The following is a 15,973-nucleotide window of genomic DNA, read 5'->3' on the forward strand; positions in this document are numbered from 1 at the left end:
CGGTTTATCTTGTTTCAGATGCTGGTGTATTCCCTTTTTAGAAAAAGCTTCTAAAATTCTTCTTCTGAAAGCATTTTTTGATAGAAATATATTATTTATGGGTGATTAATTATAAGTATCTGCTATTGCTTCAGATTTTATAAGATTATATAAGAAAATACATTTGCTTTCTTATTTTTGTCTAAAATAAAAAATCAATAAAATGAAAAAATTAGTAGCTGTACTTTTTCTAGGAACCGTCCTTGTAGGATGTTCAGATCAAAAAACAGCGTATGTAGATACCACGACGCTTATTCAGGAATATTCAGAAATGCAGGAAGTAGAGGCAAGGTTCACAACGAGGTCTGATGAGATGAAGAGACAATTTGATTCTGTAGCGCAAGGTTTTCAGCAGGAGGTTCAGGCATATCAGCAGGAAATGAATAATATGTCCCAGGCACAGCGTGAAGAAACTGAAAGCAGACTTATGCAAACGCAGCAAAGACTACAACAACAGCAGCAGCAAATGGGAGGCACTTTAAGACAGGAAAGCGATCAGGTAATAGATTCTGTTGTTACTAAAGTAAAAGACTTTGTAAGAGAGTATGGGAAAGAAAATAACTACACGTATATTTTTGGATCCAACGAGTCTGCCAATATTATGTATGCTGAAGAAGGACTGGATATCACAGATGAAGTGCTTGAAGAATTGAATGCTTCCTATGGAGGAAATTAATCCCCGATTCACATATAAGTATAAGGGCTCAGGAAACTGAGCCTTTTTTTATGTGGTTAAAAGATATATACCGAAGATCACTACCATGAAGTATCCCGTAATGGTGAAAGCTCCTGCATAATCCTTTGCCACCCGTTGTCCAAACAGGAGCATGAGAAGCGTAACAGCACCAAGAACGGCAGCTGAGAGGCCGAAAGTTGTGCTGTTGTTTGCTGCAAGTGTATAAATTCCTGCTATGGCAAGTATCCCTGTGATGATTTCAATTATCATGATCACTCCTACAAGTAAAGGCACCGTACCTTTCAGAAAAGTTTCTCCGAAATGACTTTTTAGCCACCCCACATTTCCCTTCCAGTCAAAAAGCTTGTCGAGACCAGACTGTAAAAAGGTAATGAGGATGAAAACCAGAATTAAAAGTTCCGGAATATTGTTTGAAATATTTTCCATTTTATGAAGCTTTTTGATGTAACAACCTGGTTAATTTAATGGAAAGATCGGTTAGGATTATCTTCGCGTTTCCGTTTCTTTCTATATGATAAATTGCGTCCTGTAATTCTTGAGTGATGCTCAAAATGTTATTACCATGAACAAAGGGAGAAAATTTATCAAGGGTAAATCCTTTTGTTTGGGGCTCCATAAAAACAAGATCATTGGCCTTATAATTCTGAAGTAAAGCCTGCCGGAAAAAATCCATACAAAACAAAAGGAATTTTTTCTGAGTTTCCCTTCCTGTTGCAGCGATAGTTTCACTCCAGGAAATAAGGTCGTTAATGGCCGATTTATTTCCTTTAGCCCTAAAAGCACTTCTTACCCAGGTTATAAACCACTCTTCAAATTGTTCATCACCTTCATTATTGCGTAAAATATGCAGTGCACTGGTGAAATTTCCGTTGGCTCTATGTGCAATCGTCAAAGCTTTGCTCTCATCACACTGCTCGCGTTGCATTAAACCTTCAGCAATAATATTTCCATTTAATGGCGGAAAATGGAGTACCTGGCATCTAGACCTTATGGTTTGAATGATGTTTTCCTCTTCTTCAGAAATAAGGATAAACAGCGTTTTATTCGGCGGCTCTTCAATTAATTTTAAAAGCTTATTGGCACAGGCGGTATTCATTTTATCTGCCATCCAGATGATCATTACCTTGAATCCGCCTTCATAGGATTTTAACGAAAGTGATTTCACGATCTCCTGGGCTTCATCAACTCCCATTTGTCCCTGCTTGTTTTCAATTCCGATATTTTGGTACCAGTCGAATAAACTTCCGTAGGGATTCTTTTTGATGAAATTACGCCAGTCCTCCAGGAACATGTTGGAAACAGGGTGTTTCTTAATTTTATCATTGGTAGCCACCGGAAATGCAAAATGCAGATCGGGATGGGAAAGGTTACCAAGTTTCGTGTTGCAGGCCTGGTTTCCGGAATTATTTTCACCACCCGAATTATTGCAGAGAATATACTGTGCATAAGCAATTGCCATAGGAAGGGTGCCGCTACCAGCCGGCCCAACAAACAATTGTGCATGGGGGATACGACTTTTATCTGCTGTAGTCGTTAAATGGTTCTTGATATGTGGTAGTCCTAATACTTCAGAAAATAGCATAAGCAAAGATAAAATTTATCCACACTTTTATATCTTAGGGAAAAATTATCTTTGCATTCTAAACCAATTATTATGAAAACAGTTAATGACATTAATTTTAAAAATAAAAAAGCATTAATAAGGGTTGATTTCAATGTTCCTTTAAATGATCAACTAGAGGTAGGAGACACGAGCCGTATAGAAGCTGCTAAACCTACTATCCTCAAAATACTGGAAGATGGAGGGAGCGCCATCCTAATGTCCCACCTGGGAAGACCCGAGGGTATTGAAAAAAGATACTCCCTGGAGCACATCGTCGACAAGGTTTCTGAAATAATTGGAGTCAAAGTTAAATTTGCATCCGATTCTGTTGGAGAGGAAGCCAAAAAAGCTGCAAAAGACCTGCAGCCGGGAGAAATTTTACTTCTTGAAAATCTTAGATTTCAGCCGGAAGAAAAGAAAGGTGATGAAAGTTTTTCAAAAGAACTTGCCAGCCTTGGAGATATCTATGTGAATGATGCATTTGGTACAGCACATAGAGCTCATGCTTCTACGACCATAGTTGCCAAATATTTTGATGAAAAATGCTTCGGATTATTACTGGCGAAGGAGATAGAAAGCCTTGAAAAAGTATTGGGGAGTTCAGAAAAACCTGTAACAGCAATTCTTGGAGGAGCAAAGGTTTCTACAAAGATCACCGTAATAGAAAATATACTTGATAAAATCGACCACCTTATCATTGGTGGAGGAATGACTTATACTTTTATCAAAGCGCAGGGTGGACATATTGGAAATTCTCTTGTAGAAGAAGACAAGCAGGACCTGGCGTTAAAAATTCTGAAGTCTGCAGAAGAAAAAGGAGTGCAGGTACATTTGCCGGTAGATTCGGTTATTGCCGACAGTTTTTCTGAAATGGCAGACACCAAAGTAGTATCTGTAAAAGAAATTCCTGATGGATGGATGGGACTGGATGTAGGTCCTGAAACCATTAAGAAATTCGGACGAGTCATTACTGATTCAAAAACTATTTTATGGAATGGTCCTTTAGGCGTTTTTGAAATGGAAACTTTTGCGAAAGGAACCATCGCTATAGGTGAGCAAATTGCCGAAGCTACTAAAAATGGAGCTTTTTCACTAGTTGGAGGAGGAGACTCTGTTGCAGCAGTGAAGAAATTTGGTTTTGAAGATAAAGTAAGTTACGTTTCTACCGGTGGTGGTGCTATGCTTGAAATGCTGGAAGGAAAAAGTTTACCCGGGATTGAAGCCATAAAATAATCAGGTATGATAATTGAGGAGAAGGTATAAGAACATATTATGATGGAAAAAATATTGCCATTTTTATTCCTGCTTTTTTCAGTAAGTGCATTTTCTCAGCACGAAAAGATAGGGCAGGAGGAAAAATCGGGGCAGGCAGCCATAGATTCGGTGAGTATGGATAGCCTTATCAGCATTCATAAAAACCTGTTTTCTTTAAAAAACAGTAAGGATGTGGATTTTGCTAACAAGGTATCATTTGCAGTACTAAGAGACTCTGTAGTGGCTAATCTCGCGGACGATCCCGATGCTGCCCTTATGGACTCCATTTGGCAAAAAGAGTTGTTTACATCCAGCTTATACCACGATTTTCACAACGATATTATAGATCAGGATTACAACGAGGACGTTTTCAAGGATCTGCCTACAGATACTTTGAAAATGCGTCTTGAAAGGCTTAATGCCAAAACACCCTTTAGTATAGAATACAATCCGTTACTGGAGAATGTCATTCATTCCTACCTTAAACGTCATAAACAATCTTACGAGACGCTTATGGCCTTGAGTGGGTATTATTTTCCAATGTTCGAGCAACAGCTTGACAGGTACAATATTCCTCTGGAAATAAAGTACCTGGCTATTGTAGAATCTACTTTGAACCCGCGTGCCCGCTCCAGGATGGGTGCCACCGGATTATGGCAATTCATGTATGCTACCGGTAAAATGCACGGGCTGGATGTAACTTCTTATGTAGATGATAGAATGGATCCTGTAAAATCTACAGAAGCTGCAGCAGAATATATTTCTACGCTTTACAGAGTATTTGGAGACTGGGATCTTGTATTAGCTTCGTATAATTCAGGCCCCGGAAATGTTTCCAAAGCTATTCGAAGGAGCGGTGGTTCTAAAGATTACTGGAAATTACGACCATTTCTTCCACGGGAAACAGCGGGGTACGTCCCTGCTTTCCTTGCTACGCTGTATATTTTTGAATATGCCGAAGAACACGGATTTCAGCCACCAAAACCTATCACTACTTATTTTGAAACCGATACCATTCAGACAAAGCGAATGCTATCATTTGAACAGATTTCAGAAGTAACAGGAGTAGAGAAGGAGTTGCTGCAATTTTTGAATCCGAGTTATAAGCTGGATGTGATTCCACATGTTCCTGAAGAAGCTTATACCTTACGTCTTCCCCGAAGCAAAGCAGGTTTATTTGTAAACAATGAAGAAACCATTTACGAGTATGCAAAGGCTCAGTTAGCCGAAGCAGAAGAGGAGGAAGGGGAATCTTTGGAGGAAACCAGGATTACCTACAGAGTGAAAAGAGGCGATTACCTGGGGAAAATAGCCGAAAGACATGGAGTGAGGGTAAGTAGTCTTAAAGAATGGAACAGTCTTAGAGGTAATAATCTAAGAATTGGACAGCGACTGGTGATTTACACTTCAGGCGTGGTTGCTTCGGGCACAAATACAGAAACTCGTACAGGTAAGAATCCCAGGTTGTACACGGTTAGGCAAGGGGATAGCCTTTGGAGTATTTCTAAGAAATTTCCGGGGGTAACGGTTCAGAAACTAAAGTCTCTGAACAACATGAGCGGTAATAACCTGAAACCCGGAATGAAGATTAAACTTTCTGAAGGATAAAATCCTTCCTAAACTAATAACTATGTATAGATTTTTGCTTTTACTGGTGGCTGTTTTTACGTTTATATCCTGCGATGATAACGGTAAGGAGAATGATCGTATTCTCTCCACCTCTTCGGGAAATATTAATAATTTATCTGTTATAATGGAAAATGATCTTTGGCAGGGTGAGGTAGGTGAAGCCATTAGAGATCATCTTGCAGCACCTGTAGATGGACTACCACAGGATGAACCTCTGTTTTCTATGAACCAGATGCCTCCTGAAGCGTTTTCAGGATTTACCCGAAAAAACAGAATATTCCTTAAAATAGAGAAAGGAAAGCCTGCAGATATAAAAGTTGGTAATGACCTCTTCGCCCAGCCACAAACTGGTGTAATTGTGAGCGGAGAAACAGATGAGGAAATTGCCTCCCTGATTGCAGAGAATGCCGAAAACATGATAAGTGCTTTCAAAAAGACCGAGCTCAAGGAAAAACAACGAAGGATTTCAAAATCCTTAAAAGATGATTCCCGGCTGGAAGAGGAGCTGGGTGTTTCCATAAAATTTCCAGATGCCTATCGTTATGCTAAAGATGAAGATAGTTTTTTCTGGATCAGGAAAGATATCCCTAACGGAAGCATGGAGATAATTGTTTACGAAGTTCCCGTAAATACCATTCAAAAGGACAGTAATATTATAGGTAACATCATAGAAATGCGTGATTCTATTGGCGAGCAACATATACCCGGACCTTTGGACAGCCATATGATAACAGAAGCAGCATATGCACCCTATCTTTTTACTACAGAAGTAGACGGAAAATTTGCTTATGAAACCAAGGGAACCTGGGAGACGAATAAAAATGTATTCATGGCCGGACCTTTTGTGAATTATGCTGTACTGGATGAAAAGAACAACAGATTTGTAGTTTTAGAAGGTTTTGCTTTTGCACCTTCGGCCAGTAAGAGGGATAATATGTTTGAACTGGAAGCTATTCTAAAATCGGCTAAGTTCAAATAGGGTTCCGGAAAAGGGGATAAAGCATAAAAAAACCCAACTTTTTCAAGTTGGGTTTTTTAACTGTATTTTGATTTTTAAATCTTTTTCTGGCCTTCTCCCGTTTTTTCGGCAGGTTCATCATCTTTAGAAGCATCTTTAAATTCTTTAATACCGCTCCCTAATCCCCTCATTAATTCAGGAATTTTTCTTCCGCCAAATAATAACAGCACCACAATTACAATAAATATAATCTGAGGCGTTCCGATCCACAATGGTAAAAAAACTGCGTTCATAATGATTAATTTAATGTGGCAAAGTTAACAATAAAACTTTAAAACCTTGGTTTCTATTTAGAATAAAAAGATTAAAATTAACTTTATCCTATCTTTGCTATAGTCTGTAGAAGAAAATGACAAAAAATAAAGAACCCAAAAAGAAATTCACTAAAAAGCTGCTGCACAAATACAGGATGGTTATTCTCAATGAAGATACTTTTGAAGAGAAGGCATCCTTAAGGTTAACCCGTTTAAATGTGTTTGTGGTTGTAACCCTTGCGGCTATATTATTAATCGCTGGAACCACTATTCTTATTGCCTTTACAGGTTTAAGAGAATACATTCCGGGATATTCGTCTACTGCTTTAAAACAACGGGCTGTAATGCTTGCATATAAAACCGATTCATTGCAGAACGTCGTGGAGTTGAATAATCAATATTATGGTTCTATAAAAAAAGTTCTTGCGGGCGATGTAACATCTGTTGACTTCAACAGGGATTCCCTTAGTGAAGCTCACAGGATTCAGCGTGATAACGTAGATCTCGCACCTTCCAGGGAAGATACACTTCTTAGGGAAATAGTGGTTCATGAGGATAAGTACAATCTTTTGGAAACGGCAACTTCAAGAGCTAACTATGCATTATTTCCGCCTGTAATGGGACCGGTGACCGAAGGCTACAATATTAAAGAAATGCACTACGGAATAGATATAGTGGTGGCGCAGAATGCTCCGGTGAAGTCTGTAGCAGACGGAACGGTGATCTTTGCAGAATGGACTGCCGAAACCGGAAATGTTATTATTATAGAACACAGTTACGGTCTTGTTTCTGTTTATAAGCACAATTCTTCCCTTACGAAGGAGCAGGGGGAAAGAGTGAGAAAAGGAGAAGTCATCGCCGCAGCTGGCTCCACAGGAGAATATTCTACCGGCCCACATCTTCACTTTGAATTATGGAGTGAGGGACAATCGGTAAATCCTACAGATTTCATTGATTTTCAGTAAAAATAAAATATGTCTATAAAAACATTTGGGGCAAAATTATTTGCCCGGTATATACAACGTAAAATAAATACATGGGCTTCCAAACCGGAAGAAACCCAGCAAAAGGTATTTAAGGAATTGCTTTCCAAAGCACAAAATACGCAGTTTGGAAAAGATCATCATTTCAGGTCAATATCCAGCATGAAGGAATTTGCTAAAAGAGTACCTGTTCGGGATTATGAAGAGCTGAAACCTTATGTCGAAAGAATGGTGGCCGGGGAAGAAAATGTGCTGTGGCCGGGAAAACCGTTATATTACGCTAAAACTTCAGGGACTACCAGTGGGGCAAAATACATTCCGTTGACTAAAGAATCTATGCCCACGCACATTGAGGCAGCCCGGAATGCCATTCTTTGCTATATTAATGATACAGGAAAAGCCGATTTTGTAGACGGGAAGATGATCTTTCTTCAGGGTAGCCCCGAGCTGGATGAGAAAAACGGCGTAAAAGTGGGTCGTCTTTCAGGAATATCAGCGCATTATGTGCCGGGATATCTTCAGAAGAACAGGATGCCCAGTTGGGAAACAAATTGTATTGATGATTGGGAAACCAAAGTAGATGCGATTGTGGAGGAAACAGTGAAGGAAGATATGTCGGTCATTAGCGGGATTCCATCGTGGGTACAGATGTATTTTGAGAGGCTGCAGGCAAAGACAGGGAAAAAGGTAGGAGAGATCTTCCCCAATTTCAACCTTTTCATTTACGGCGGAGTTAATTTTGAGCCGTACAGGGCAAAATTTGAAAGCCTTATTGGCCGGAAAGTGGATAGTATTGAGCTTTTCCCCGCTTCGGAAGGGTTTTTTGCATACCAGGATAAGCAGGATGTAAAGGGAATGTTGCTACTCCTAAACTCCGGAATCTTCTATGAATTTATTAAAGCAGATGAATTCCATTCTGATAATCCCGAACGATTTACCATTGGCCAGATAGAACTGAATGTGAACTATGTGATGATCGTTTCTACCAGTGCAGGCTTATGGGCTTATAATCTCGGGGATACAATCCAGTTTACCTCCTTAAAACCATACAGAGTGATGGTTTCTGGAAGGATCAAGCATTTCACATCGGCTTTTGGGGAACATGTAATCGCCAAAGAAGTGGAGCAGGCCATGCAGGAAGCGGTAAAAAAACATGCTGCAAGTATTTCTGAATTTACCGTAGCTCCGCAAACAAATCCTTCGGGTGACCAGTTGCCATATCACGAATGGTTTATAGAATTCGAGAAGGAACCAGAAGATATGAATGCCTTTAAAGTAACTTTGGACAAATCGCTTCAGGAGCAAAACTCCTACTATAAAGATTTAATTGATGGTAAGATCCTTCAGCAGTTAGTAATCACAAAAATACCTTCAGAAGGTTTTCAGAAGTACATGAAATCTATCGGAAAATTGGGAGGACAGAATAAATTGCCGAGATTGTCCAACGATCGGAAAATAGCGGAATTTTTAGAAAAATTATAAAAGAAAGATTAAAGAATATATGAGTAATTTAAAATTGAGAGGGCGTACCAGGGCACAGGAAAGTTCAAATGCCATTGAACGAATGTATATAACGATGAGACATTTGTTTAACAGGGGGTTCTATAAGCCTATGGGAGTTTCGGGAGAAACACTGCGTGAGGCTTTGCTTGTACTTCGGCCCGAAATTTATGGATCCATTGCAGAGGAAAAGGTAGAATTAAATGGTTTACTTTATGTGATAGACCGGCTTCCAATTGGAATCGAAGAATGTAGATATATTAACCTTACCAGTGACGAAGGCTATGGCAACTCTCATTTTAAACCAATTGTACCACCAAAAAGACGCAGAAACTGCTACAGGATCGATGAGGAGCAAATGAACATCGAAATCACCCGCGGCCGGTCTGAGATTTACGATATACTTACTCACCTTACCTTTATTTTTGTGGAATCTCATAAGATCATGCGGCGCGTGCTTATTGATGATGAAGGGGAAGTAACAAGAGACTGGGAAAAGTTGCAGAAAGCTGTTTTGAAGGAAGGAGACCTTACGCAGGCAGAACGGGAAGTAGCCCTTACCCATACTGCCAACATCCTTGGCCGAACGTTTAAGGAAGTTACCAGTATTTACCCAATGTTCAGTATTCCGGCTAATAAGGAGCGTTTTCTGCATATTATCTATTGGCTGGGCCAACTGGCATTGGATGAGATGATGCAGAATAAAAAACGGATTGTAACATTTAGTCCGGTGCTTAGAGAGAGGCTGGGGCATCACATTCACGGAGAGATATGGGCAAACAAGATCAAGGAAACTTTGCTGGAAAAGAACCTTTTGTCAAGGCCACTGCATATTATTAGTGCAAACATGCATAGCGTAATGAATACGCTCTATGCCCCCAAAGCACTAAAAACAGAACTTACCAAAAAGTCAATCTCAGGTATTTACGAAGATCTTAGTAATAATGCGAATGGTAAGCTCCGCATGAAAGTTATGAAAACAGCCCTGGATGAAGGAATGACTTTTATAGAGGATACCAGTGGTGCCAATATTGACGTTCAAATCTTTGATACTGCTGCCTATGCTACCGGAAATTCCAGATTCGAAATGGATAAGAGCCTGAAGGACAATGAGAAGCCTGTAATCATGGTAATGGACTATGCGTTTGGGGAGCAGGCTTATGAAACAATGGATGAAATGCTGAAGCCTTACCAAAGTGAACATGGTAATATCCGGATGAACGTAGCTTCTATTTCTATTATGGGAAAAGCCGGAATTCTTGTAGGCGGAAAAGGAGATATTATGATTCCTTCGGCACATTTATTTGAAGGAACAGCAGATAATTATCCGTTTAAAAATGAACTTTCAAAGGAAGATTTAGATGGGAATGGAATCCCTGTATGTGACGGATCTATGATCACCGTATTGGGTACTTCTCTTCAAAATAAAGATATCCTTAAGTTTTTCCATGAGTCCACCTGGAATGTGGTAGGACTGGAAATGGAAGGAGCACATTATCAAAAGGCTATCCAGGCAGCGTCCAGGTTAAGGAAGAACATCAATGAGGATGTGAAAGTCCGCTATGCATATTACGCTTCAGATAACCCTTTGGAAACAGGTAGCACTCTGGCTTCAGGCGGATTGGGCACTACAGGTGTAAAACCTACTTATTTAATTACTGAAAAAATCCTGGAGCAAATTTTTAATTCATAATTCAATATATTTCTGAAGAGGGTATAAAATTGACTACTAACGCCGGAAAATGGAAGAGAAAGTGAGGAACATTTTAATCACAGGAGGAGCCGGGTTTATTGGTTCAAACTACGTAAATATGTACACTTCAGAAGAAAATGTACATGTTGTGAACCTTGATAAGTTAACCTACGCCGGAAACCTTGAAAACATTAACGTCGAAGGTAATCCGGATTATACTTTTGTGCAGGGGGATATATGTGATAAAGAGATTCTGAAAAGTCTTTTTGAAAAATATCAGTTTCAGCAGGTAATTCATTTTGCTGCCGAATCTCATGTTGATAATTCTATTTTAGATCCTTCAGCATTTGTGGAAACGAACATTTCCGGAACCTTTAATTTGCTTCAGAATGCTCATAAACTTTGGATGGAAAAGCCTTTTGTAAGAAGAGAAGGTTTTGAAAATACTAAGTTTCTGCATATTTCCACGGATGAGGTGTATGGAACCTTAGGGAAAGAAGGTCTATTCACCGAAGAAACCTCTTATGCACCGAATAGCCCGTATTCTGCTTCAAAGGCATCTTCAGATTTCCTGGTGCGCAGCTACTTCCATACCTACGGATTGCCGGTTTTGACTACGAACTGCTCCAACAATTACGGACCAAATCAGCATGATGAAAAGCTTATTCCTACTATTATAAGAACTGCTTTAAAAGAAGAGCCGATTCCAATTTACGGTGACGGAAAGAACGTAAGGGACTGGCTATATGTTTCAGACCATTGTAAGGGGATTAAACTTGTGCTCCAAAAAGGTAGATTTGGAGAGACGTATAATATTGGCGGAAGGAACGAACGTGAGAATATCTACATCGCTCAAAAGATCTGTGATATACTGGATACCCTAACTCCCCGAAAAAATAAAAAATCCTATAAAGATCTTATTACATTTGTAATAGATCGTCCCGGTCACGATAAAAGATATGCGATTGATGCTTCCAAAATAGAGAATGAACTTGGCTGGAAAGCAATAGAAAATTTTGAAAGTGGAATTGAAAAAACGGTGAAGTGGTATTTAAAAAATATAGTTCATGAAAGGAATCATTCTGGCAGGAGGCTCGGGAACAAGACTACCCCCATTGACGCTGGCAATAAGCAAGCAGTTAATGCCGGTTTTTGATAAACCTATGATCTATTACCCGCTTTCCACTTTAATGATGGCGGGGATAAATGAGATCCTTATCATTTCTACACCTAAAGACCTTCCACTGTTTAAAGAATTACTGGGGGACGGCAGTAGGTATGGCTGTGTATTTGAATATGCTGTTCAGGAAAAGCCAAATGGTCTTGCTGAAGCTTTTATCATTGGGGAAAATTTCATCGGAAATGATAAAGTCGCACTAATTCTCGGGGACAATATTTTTTACGGATCCGTATTGGATGTTTTACTGCAAAACAACAGTGACCCCGATGGCGGAATCATTTATGCTTATCATGTTCAGGATCCGCAACGGTATGGCGTAGTAGATTTTGATAAATCCGGAAAAGCCATTTCCATAGAAGAGAAACCTACCGCCCCAAAATCCAATTATGTAGTCCCAGGGATTTACTTTTATGATAATGAAGTGGTGAAAATCGCAAAAAGCATCAAACCTTCAACTCGTGGGGAACTGGAGATTACAGACATTAACAATCATTATCTTTTAGAAGAAAAACTTCACGTAAGTATCCTGGACAAAGGTACAGCGTGGCTGGACACGGGGACTTTTCAATCTCTAATGAATGCTTCACAGTTTGTACAGGTGATTGAGGAACGCCAGGGATTAAAGATTGGTGCAATAGAAGAAACTGCCTATAAAATGGGTTTTATTAATAAAGAACAACTTCATGAACTTGCTGCGCCTTTGGTGAAAAGCGGGTATGGTGAATATTTATTACAAGTAGATTAATGTTAGAACTGGAAAAAACACCGTTAAAAGATTGTTTCATACTAAAACCTCGTGTTTTTGAAGATGAAAGAGGCACTTTCTATGAAAGTTTTAATCAGCAAAGATTTGAAGAAACCACAGGTTTGAAGATAAATTTTGTGCAGGATAATCAATCTACTTCCACAAGAGGTGTGTTGCGGGGCTTTCACTTCCAGACAGGAGCTTATGCGCAAGCAAAACTCGTGCGAGCTGTTGCTGGGGAGGTATTGGATGTTGTGGTGGATCTAAGACCCGATTCCCCAACATTTAAAAAGTCATTTAAGGTGCTTTTAAGCAACGAGAACAAGCTAGAGCTGTTTGTTCCTGCCGGATTCGCTCACGGCTTTTTAACGACTTCTGAGACTTCTGTTTTCGCTTATAAATGCGACAAATATTACCATAAGGAAAGTGAAACAGGGATCATTTGGAACGATCCCACCCTTAAAATCGATTGGGAGTTTCCGGAGGATGAGATCATACTTTCTGAAAAAGATGCCTTGCTTCCCACTTTAAAGGAACTGGAACTATGAAAAAGGTACTGGTAACCGGAGCCGGCGGTCAGTTGGGGCAATGTTTTAAAAAATATGCCGAAGAATTTCCCGGCATGGAATTTACATTTACGACTTCAGATGAAATAGATCTCTCCATCTTTGGATTGGTAAGTGCTTATTTCAGGAAAAACGAATTTGATTACTGTATCAACTGTGCGGCTTATACAAATGTGGAACAGGCAGAGACCAACCGAGAAATGGCATTTCTGATCAATTCTGAAGCAGTGAAAAACCTTTCGGAAGTTTGTGTAGAAAACAAGGTGGTACTTGTACATTTTTCAACAGATTATGTTTTCGACGGGGAGAAGAATACACCCTATTCCGAAGAAGATAAAACGAATCCGCTGAATGTTTACGGAGCTTCCAAACTATATGGAGAGGACCACATACAACAAAACCTGGAGGAATATTATATTTTCAGGACCTCCTGGCTTTATTCTGATATTGGACATAACTTCTACAATACGATCCTTAAAAAAGCGATACCCGGTGCGGTTTTTAACATCACCACCGAACAAAAAGGCACACCTACCAATGCCTATGATCTGGCACATTATGTTCTTACCATAATTTCAGAAGGAAATAAAGAGTATGGGCTATACCATTTTAGCAATCTTGGAGAGGCTACCTGGTTCGACTTTGCAAAAGAGATTCTAAATCTTTCCGGGAAATTAAAAGATGTAGAACTGAATAAAGATAACAGCTATCGTACAGTGGCAGTAAGGCCTCGATACAGCGTTTTAAACAAAGAAAAAGCCGGGAAGACATTTCCGGAGGAAATATTGCCCTGGAAAGAAAGTCTGGCCCGACTATATAATTAATTCCAGATGGTTTTCTATATTGGATCTGGAGGTTCTAAGCCTCCGACCCTTTCCATTCCTCCATAAATTGTTTAAAATTTCTTACATCATCCTTCACCATTTTCTCAAAAAGTGGATTCAGAATTCTTGCGGCACCTTCTCCGGGAATTCCTCCTGGAGCAGTGTAGGATAACACTACATGAACTTCTGTACCGTAACCGGGAATGTCTTTGAACTCTACTTTTCCGGCGTTTTCAATTTCAGATCCGGGGAGAGATTGCCAGCCAATGAACTCATTAGGTCTCTCTTTCACTATCTCGCTTTTCCAGCTTAAATTTCCTACGCCTCCGGGAAGTTCTGCTTTCCAGACAGAAATATGGTCATTGAGACTTTTGACGCTTTCCAGGTGTTCCATGAACAATGGCAGGTTTTCGAATTTTCGCCAGAACTCATAGACTTCTTCGGGTGGTCTTCCCACCAGCTGTGTTACCTGTATATTAACATTTCTGCTTTCATTGTCGGGTTTAGTTTTGCCCATCGCATTATACACTGCACAATGCCCTGTGGAACCACGAAAGAGTAAATATCCTGCAAATGCTGCTTCTGTAAAGCTCTTGTTTTTCTTCCCTAAAGCGTCGTAAATCATATATGCACCTCCCAGTAAGGATAAGATGCGTTCTGTTTTACTCACGTTTGGGTTAAATCCCGGTATTTTTATTCTTTTCATATTTTTCTTTTTAAAGTTACTTTCAAGTTAATGATTAAGGATATAAATTGAACATAATATGCTAGTGGATAGGGTTAAATTATACTTAAAAGAATATCTTCAGAAAGTTGGGAACAGCGAACAAAAAAATGGATAAAAATCAAAAAATATAGTTAAGGATTAAATTTCCAGAGGCAGAAGCAGATGGAACTAAATATATTTGCTTATTTTCAAAATAAATTAACCAACCAATGGCAAAAAGAATACTCATTACAGGGGCAGCGGGATTCCTTGGTTCGCATCTGTGCGATAAGTTTATAAGGGAAGGATATCATGTATTGGGGATGGACAATCTCATTACCGGAGACCGTCGCAATATTGAACATCTTTTCAAACTTGAAAATTTCGAATTCTATCATCATGATGTAACCACGTTTGTACATGTTCCGGGAAAACTAGATTATATTCTTCATTTCGCTTCTCCAGCCAGCCCGATAGATTATTTAAAAATTCCAATTCAAACGCTTAAGGTGGGATCTTTAGGAACTCACAACCTTTTAGGACTGGCGAAAGAAAAAAATGCAAGAATTTTAATAGCTTCCACTTCTGAAGTATACGGAGATCCTTTGGTGCATCCTCAAACAGAAGAATACTATGGAAACGTGAATACCATAGGTCCACGCGGAGTTTATGATGAGGCCAAACGTTTCCAGGAATCTATTACCATGGCTTATCACAGGTACCACGGCCTGGAAACAAGAATTGTGAGGATATTCAATACCTACGGACCCAGGATGAGGTTAAATGACGGACGTGTAATTCCGGCTTTTATTGGTCAGGCTTTGCGAGGGGAAGATCTTACCGTGTTTGGTGATGGTTCACAAACCCGCTCCTTCTGTTATGTAGATGATCAGGTAGATGGGATTTACCGGCTTTTGCTCAGTGATTATTCCGAACCTGTGAATATTGGAAATCCGCATGAGATCACGATCAAAGATTTTGCAGAAGAGATTATCAGGTTAACGGGGACAAATCAGAAGATTATTTACAAGCCTCTGCCTCAAGATGATCCTATGCAGCGACAGCCGGATATCACCCGTGCCAGGGAAATCCTGGGCTGGGAGCCAAAAGTTTCCAGGAGTGAAGGTATGGAAAAGACTTACGAATACTTCAAAAGCCTTAGTCAGGAGGAACTAAACAAAAGTGAACATAAGGATTTCTCCCGACACATACGAAAGTAAATCAGTAGATTTTTGGGTGAATTTTTAAACGAAGATTTTTAAATCTGAAAATAAAATTGTAC

16 protein-coding genes are annotated in these 15,973 nt (G+C 39.5%); 12 read left to right on the forward strand and 4 right to left on the reverse strand.

Going from position 1 to position 15,973, the window contains the following annotated elements; genetic code table 11:
* Positions 1-202: 202 nt before the first annotated feature.
* On the forward strand, positions 203-715 hold the full coding sequence (locus IE056_RS10355) for an OmpH/Skp family outer membrane protein (RefSeq protein WP_189604644.1): 513 nt from the start codon (positions 203-205) through the stop codon (positions 713-715).
* 48 nt (positions 716-763) lie between these two features.
* On the opposite strand, the gene IE056_RS10360 is transcribed toward IE056_RS10355, so the two are convergent.
* Both IE056_RS10360 and IE056_RS10365 read right to left on the reverse strand, forming a co-directional pair.
* On the reverse strand, positions 764-1,162 hold the full coding sequence (locus tag IE056_RS10360; RefSeq protein ID WP_189604645.1) for a DoxX family membrane protein: 399 nt from the start codon (positions 1,160-1,162) through the stop codon (positions 764-766).
* Between the two features lies 1 nt (position 1,163).
* Positions 1,164-2,318, reverse strand: coding sequence for a DNA polymerase III subunit (locus tag IE056_RS10365; RefSeq protein WP_189604697.1), 1,155 nt, complete (start codon positions 2,316-2,318; stop codon positions 1,164-1,166).
* A 72-nt stretch (positions 2,319-2,390) separates the two neighbouring features.
* On the opposite strand from IE056_RS10365, the gene IE056_RS10370 reads away from it, so the two are divergent.
* Genes IE056_RS10370 through IE056_RS10380 form a run of 3 tightly spaced genes read left to right on the forward strand, consistent with a single transcriptional unit; the run spans position 2,391 to position 6,201 of the window.
* Positions 2,391-3,572, forward strand: coding sequence for a phosphoglycerate kinase (locus IE056_RS10370; protein ID WP_189604646.1), 1,182 nt, complete (start codon positions 2,391-2,393; stop codon positions 3,570-3,572).
* Positions 3,573-3,611: 39 nt separating this feature from the next.
* Positions 3,612-5,201 carry a lytic transglycosylase domain-containing protein gene (locus tag IE056_RS10375; RefSeq protein ID WP_229793729.1) on the forward strand — a complete coding sequence of 530 codons (1,590 nt, stop codon included), beginning with the start codon at positions 3,612-3,614 and terminating at the stop codon, positions 5,199-5,201.
* Positions 5,202-5,223: 22 nt separating this feature from the next.
* Positions 5,224-6,201 (forward strand): DUF4837 family protein, encoded by a 978-nt coding sequence (locus IE056_RS10380; RefSeq protein WP_189604647.1) that lies wholly within the window; start codon positions 5,224-5,226, stop codon positions 6,199-6,201.
* Between the two features lie 74 nt (positions 6,202-6,275).
* Here the strand turns inward: IE056_RS10380 and IE056_RS10385 are convergent, their stop codons facing one another.
* Entirely contained in the window at positions 6,276-6,473 is a 198-nt protein-coding gene (locus IE056_RS10385; protein WP_189604648.1) for a Sec-independent protein translocase subunit TatA/TatB, read from the reverse strand.
* 116 nt (positions 6,474-6,589) lie between these two features.
* Here IE056_RS10385 and IE056_RS10390 point away from each other — a divergent pair, with 116 nt between their 5' ends.
* The 7 genes from IE056_RS10390 (at position 6,590) to rfbD (ending at position 13,985) form a co-directional block, all read left to right on the forward strand.
* Positions 6,590-7,459: a M23 family metallopeptidase gene (locus tag IE056_RS10390; RefSeq protein WP_189604649.1), complete on the forward strand. Its 870-nt coding sequence runs from the start codon at positions 6,590-6,592 to the stop codon at positions 7,457-7,459.
* A gap of 9 nt (positions 7,460-7,468) precedes the next feature.
* Entirely contained in the window at positions 7,469-8,959 is a 1,491-nt protein-coding gene (locus IE056_RS10395) for a GH3 auxin-responsive promoter family protein (protein ID WP_189604650.1), read from the forward strand.
* A gap of 19 nt (positions 8,960-8,978) precedes the next feature.
* The gene (locus IE056_RS10400; protein WP_189604651.1) at positions 8,979-10,670 is read left to right on the forward strand and encodes a DUF6909 family protein; all 1,692 of its coding nucleotides are present in this window, start codon (positions 8,979-8,981) and stop codon (positions 10,668-10,670) included.
* A gap of 61 nt (positions 10,671-10,731) precedes the next feature.
* A complete protein-coding gene (gene rfbB, locus IE056_RS10405) occupies positions 10,732-11,826 on the forward strand; it encodes a dTDP-glucose 4,6-dehydratase (protein ID WP_189604699.1) in 1,095 nt (364 codons plus the stop codon).
* Positions 11,738-12,595, forward strand: coding sequence for a glucose-1-phosphate thymidylyltransferase RfbA (gene rfbA / locus IE056_RS10410; protein ID WP_189604652.1), 858 nt, complete (start codon positions 11,738-11,740; stop codon positions 12,593-12,595). Before rfbB ends, rfbA begins: the two co-directional genes overlap by 89 nt.
* The gene (rfbC, locus tag IE056_RS10415) at positions 12,595-13,143 is read left to right on the forward strand and encodes a dTDP-4-dehydrorhamnose 3,5-epimerase (RefSeq protein WP_189604653.1); all 549 of its coding nucleotides are present in this window, start codon (positions 12,595-12,597) and stop codon (positions 13,141-13,143) included. The genes rfbA and rfbC overlap by 1 nt, the downstream gene beginning before the upstream one ends.
* Positions 13,140-13,985: a dTDP-4-dehydrorhamnose reductase gene (gene rfbD / locus IE056_RS10420; RefSeq protein WP_189604654.1), complete on the forward strand. Its 846-nt coding sequence runs from the start codon at positions 13,140-13,142 to the stop codon at positions 13,983-13,985. The genes rfbC and rfbD overlap by 4 nt, the downstream gene beginning before the upstream one ends.
* A 34-nt stretch (positions 13,986-14,019) precedes the next feature.
* On the opposite strand, the gene IE056_RS10425 is transcribed toward rfbD, so the two are convergent.
* The gene (locus tag IE056_RS10425; RefSeq protein ID WP_189604655.1) at positions 14,020-14,691 is read right to left on the reverse strand and encodes an SRPBCC family protein; all 672 of its coding nucleotides are present in this window, start codon (positions 14,689-14,691) and stop codon (positions 14,020-14,022) included.
* Between the two features lie 230 nt (positions 14,692-14,921).
* Here IE056_RS10425 and IE056_RS10430 point away from each other — a divergent pair, with 230 nt between their 5' ends.
* Positions 14,922-15,911, forward strand: a complete 990-nt coding sequence (locus tag IE056_RS10430; RefSeq protein ID WP_189604656.1) for a UDP-glucuronic acid decarboxylase family protein — start codon at positions 14,922-14,924, stop codon at positions 15,909-15,911.
* Positions 15,912-15,973 lie beyond the last annotated feature (62 nt).

The organism is Salinimicrobium marinum (assembly GCF_014651535.1).
In the GTDB taxonomy this organism is placed as follows: Bacteria; Bacteroidota; Bacteroidia; order Flavobacteriales; family Flavobacteriaceae; genus Salinimicrobium; species Salinimicrobium marinum.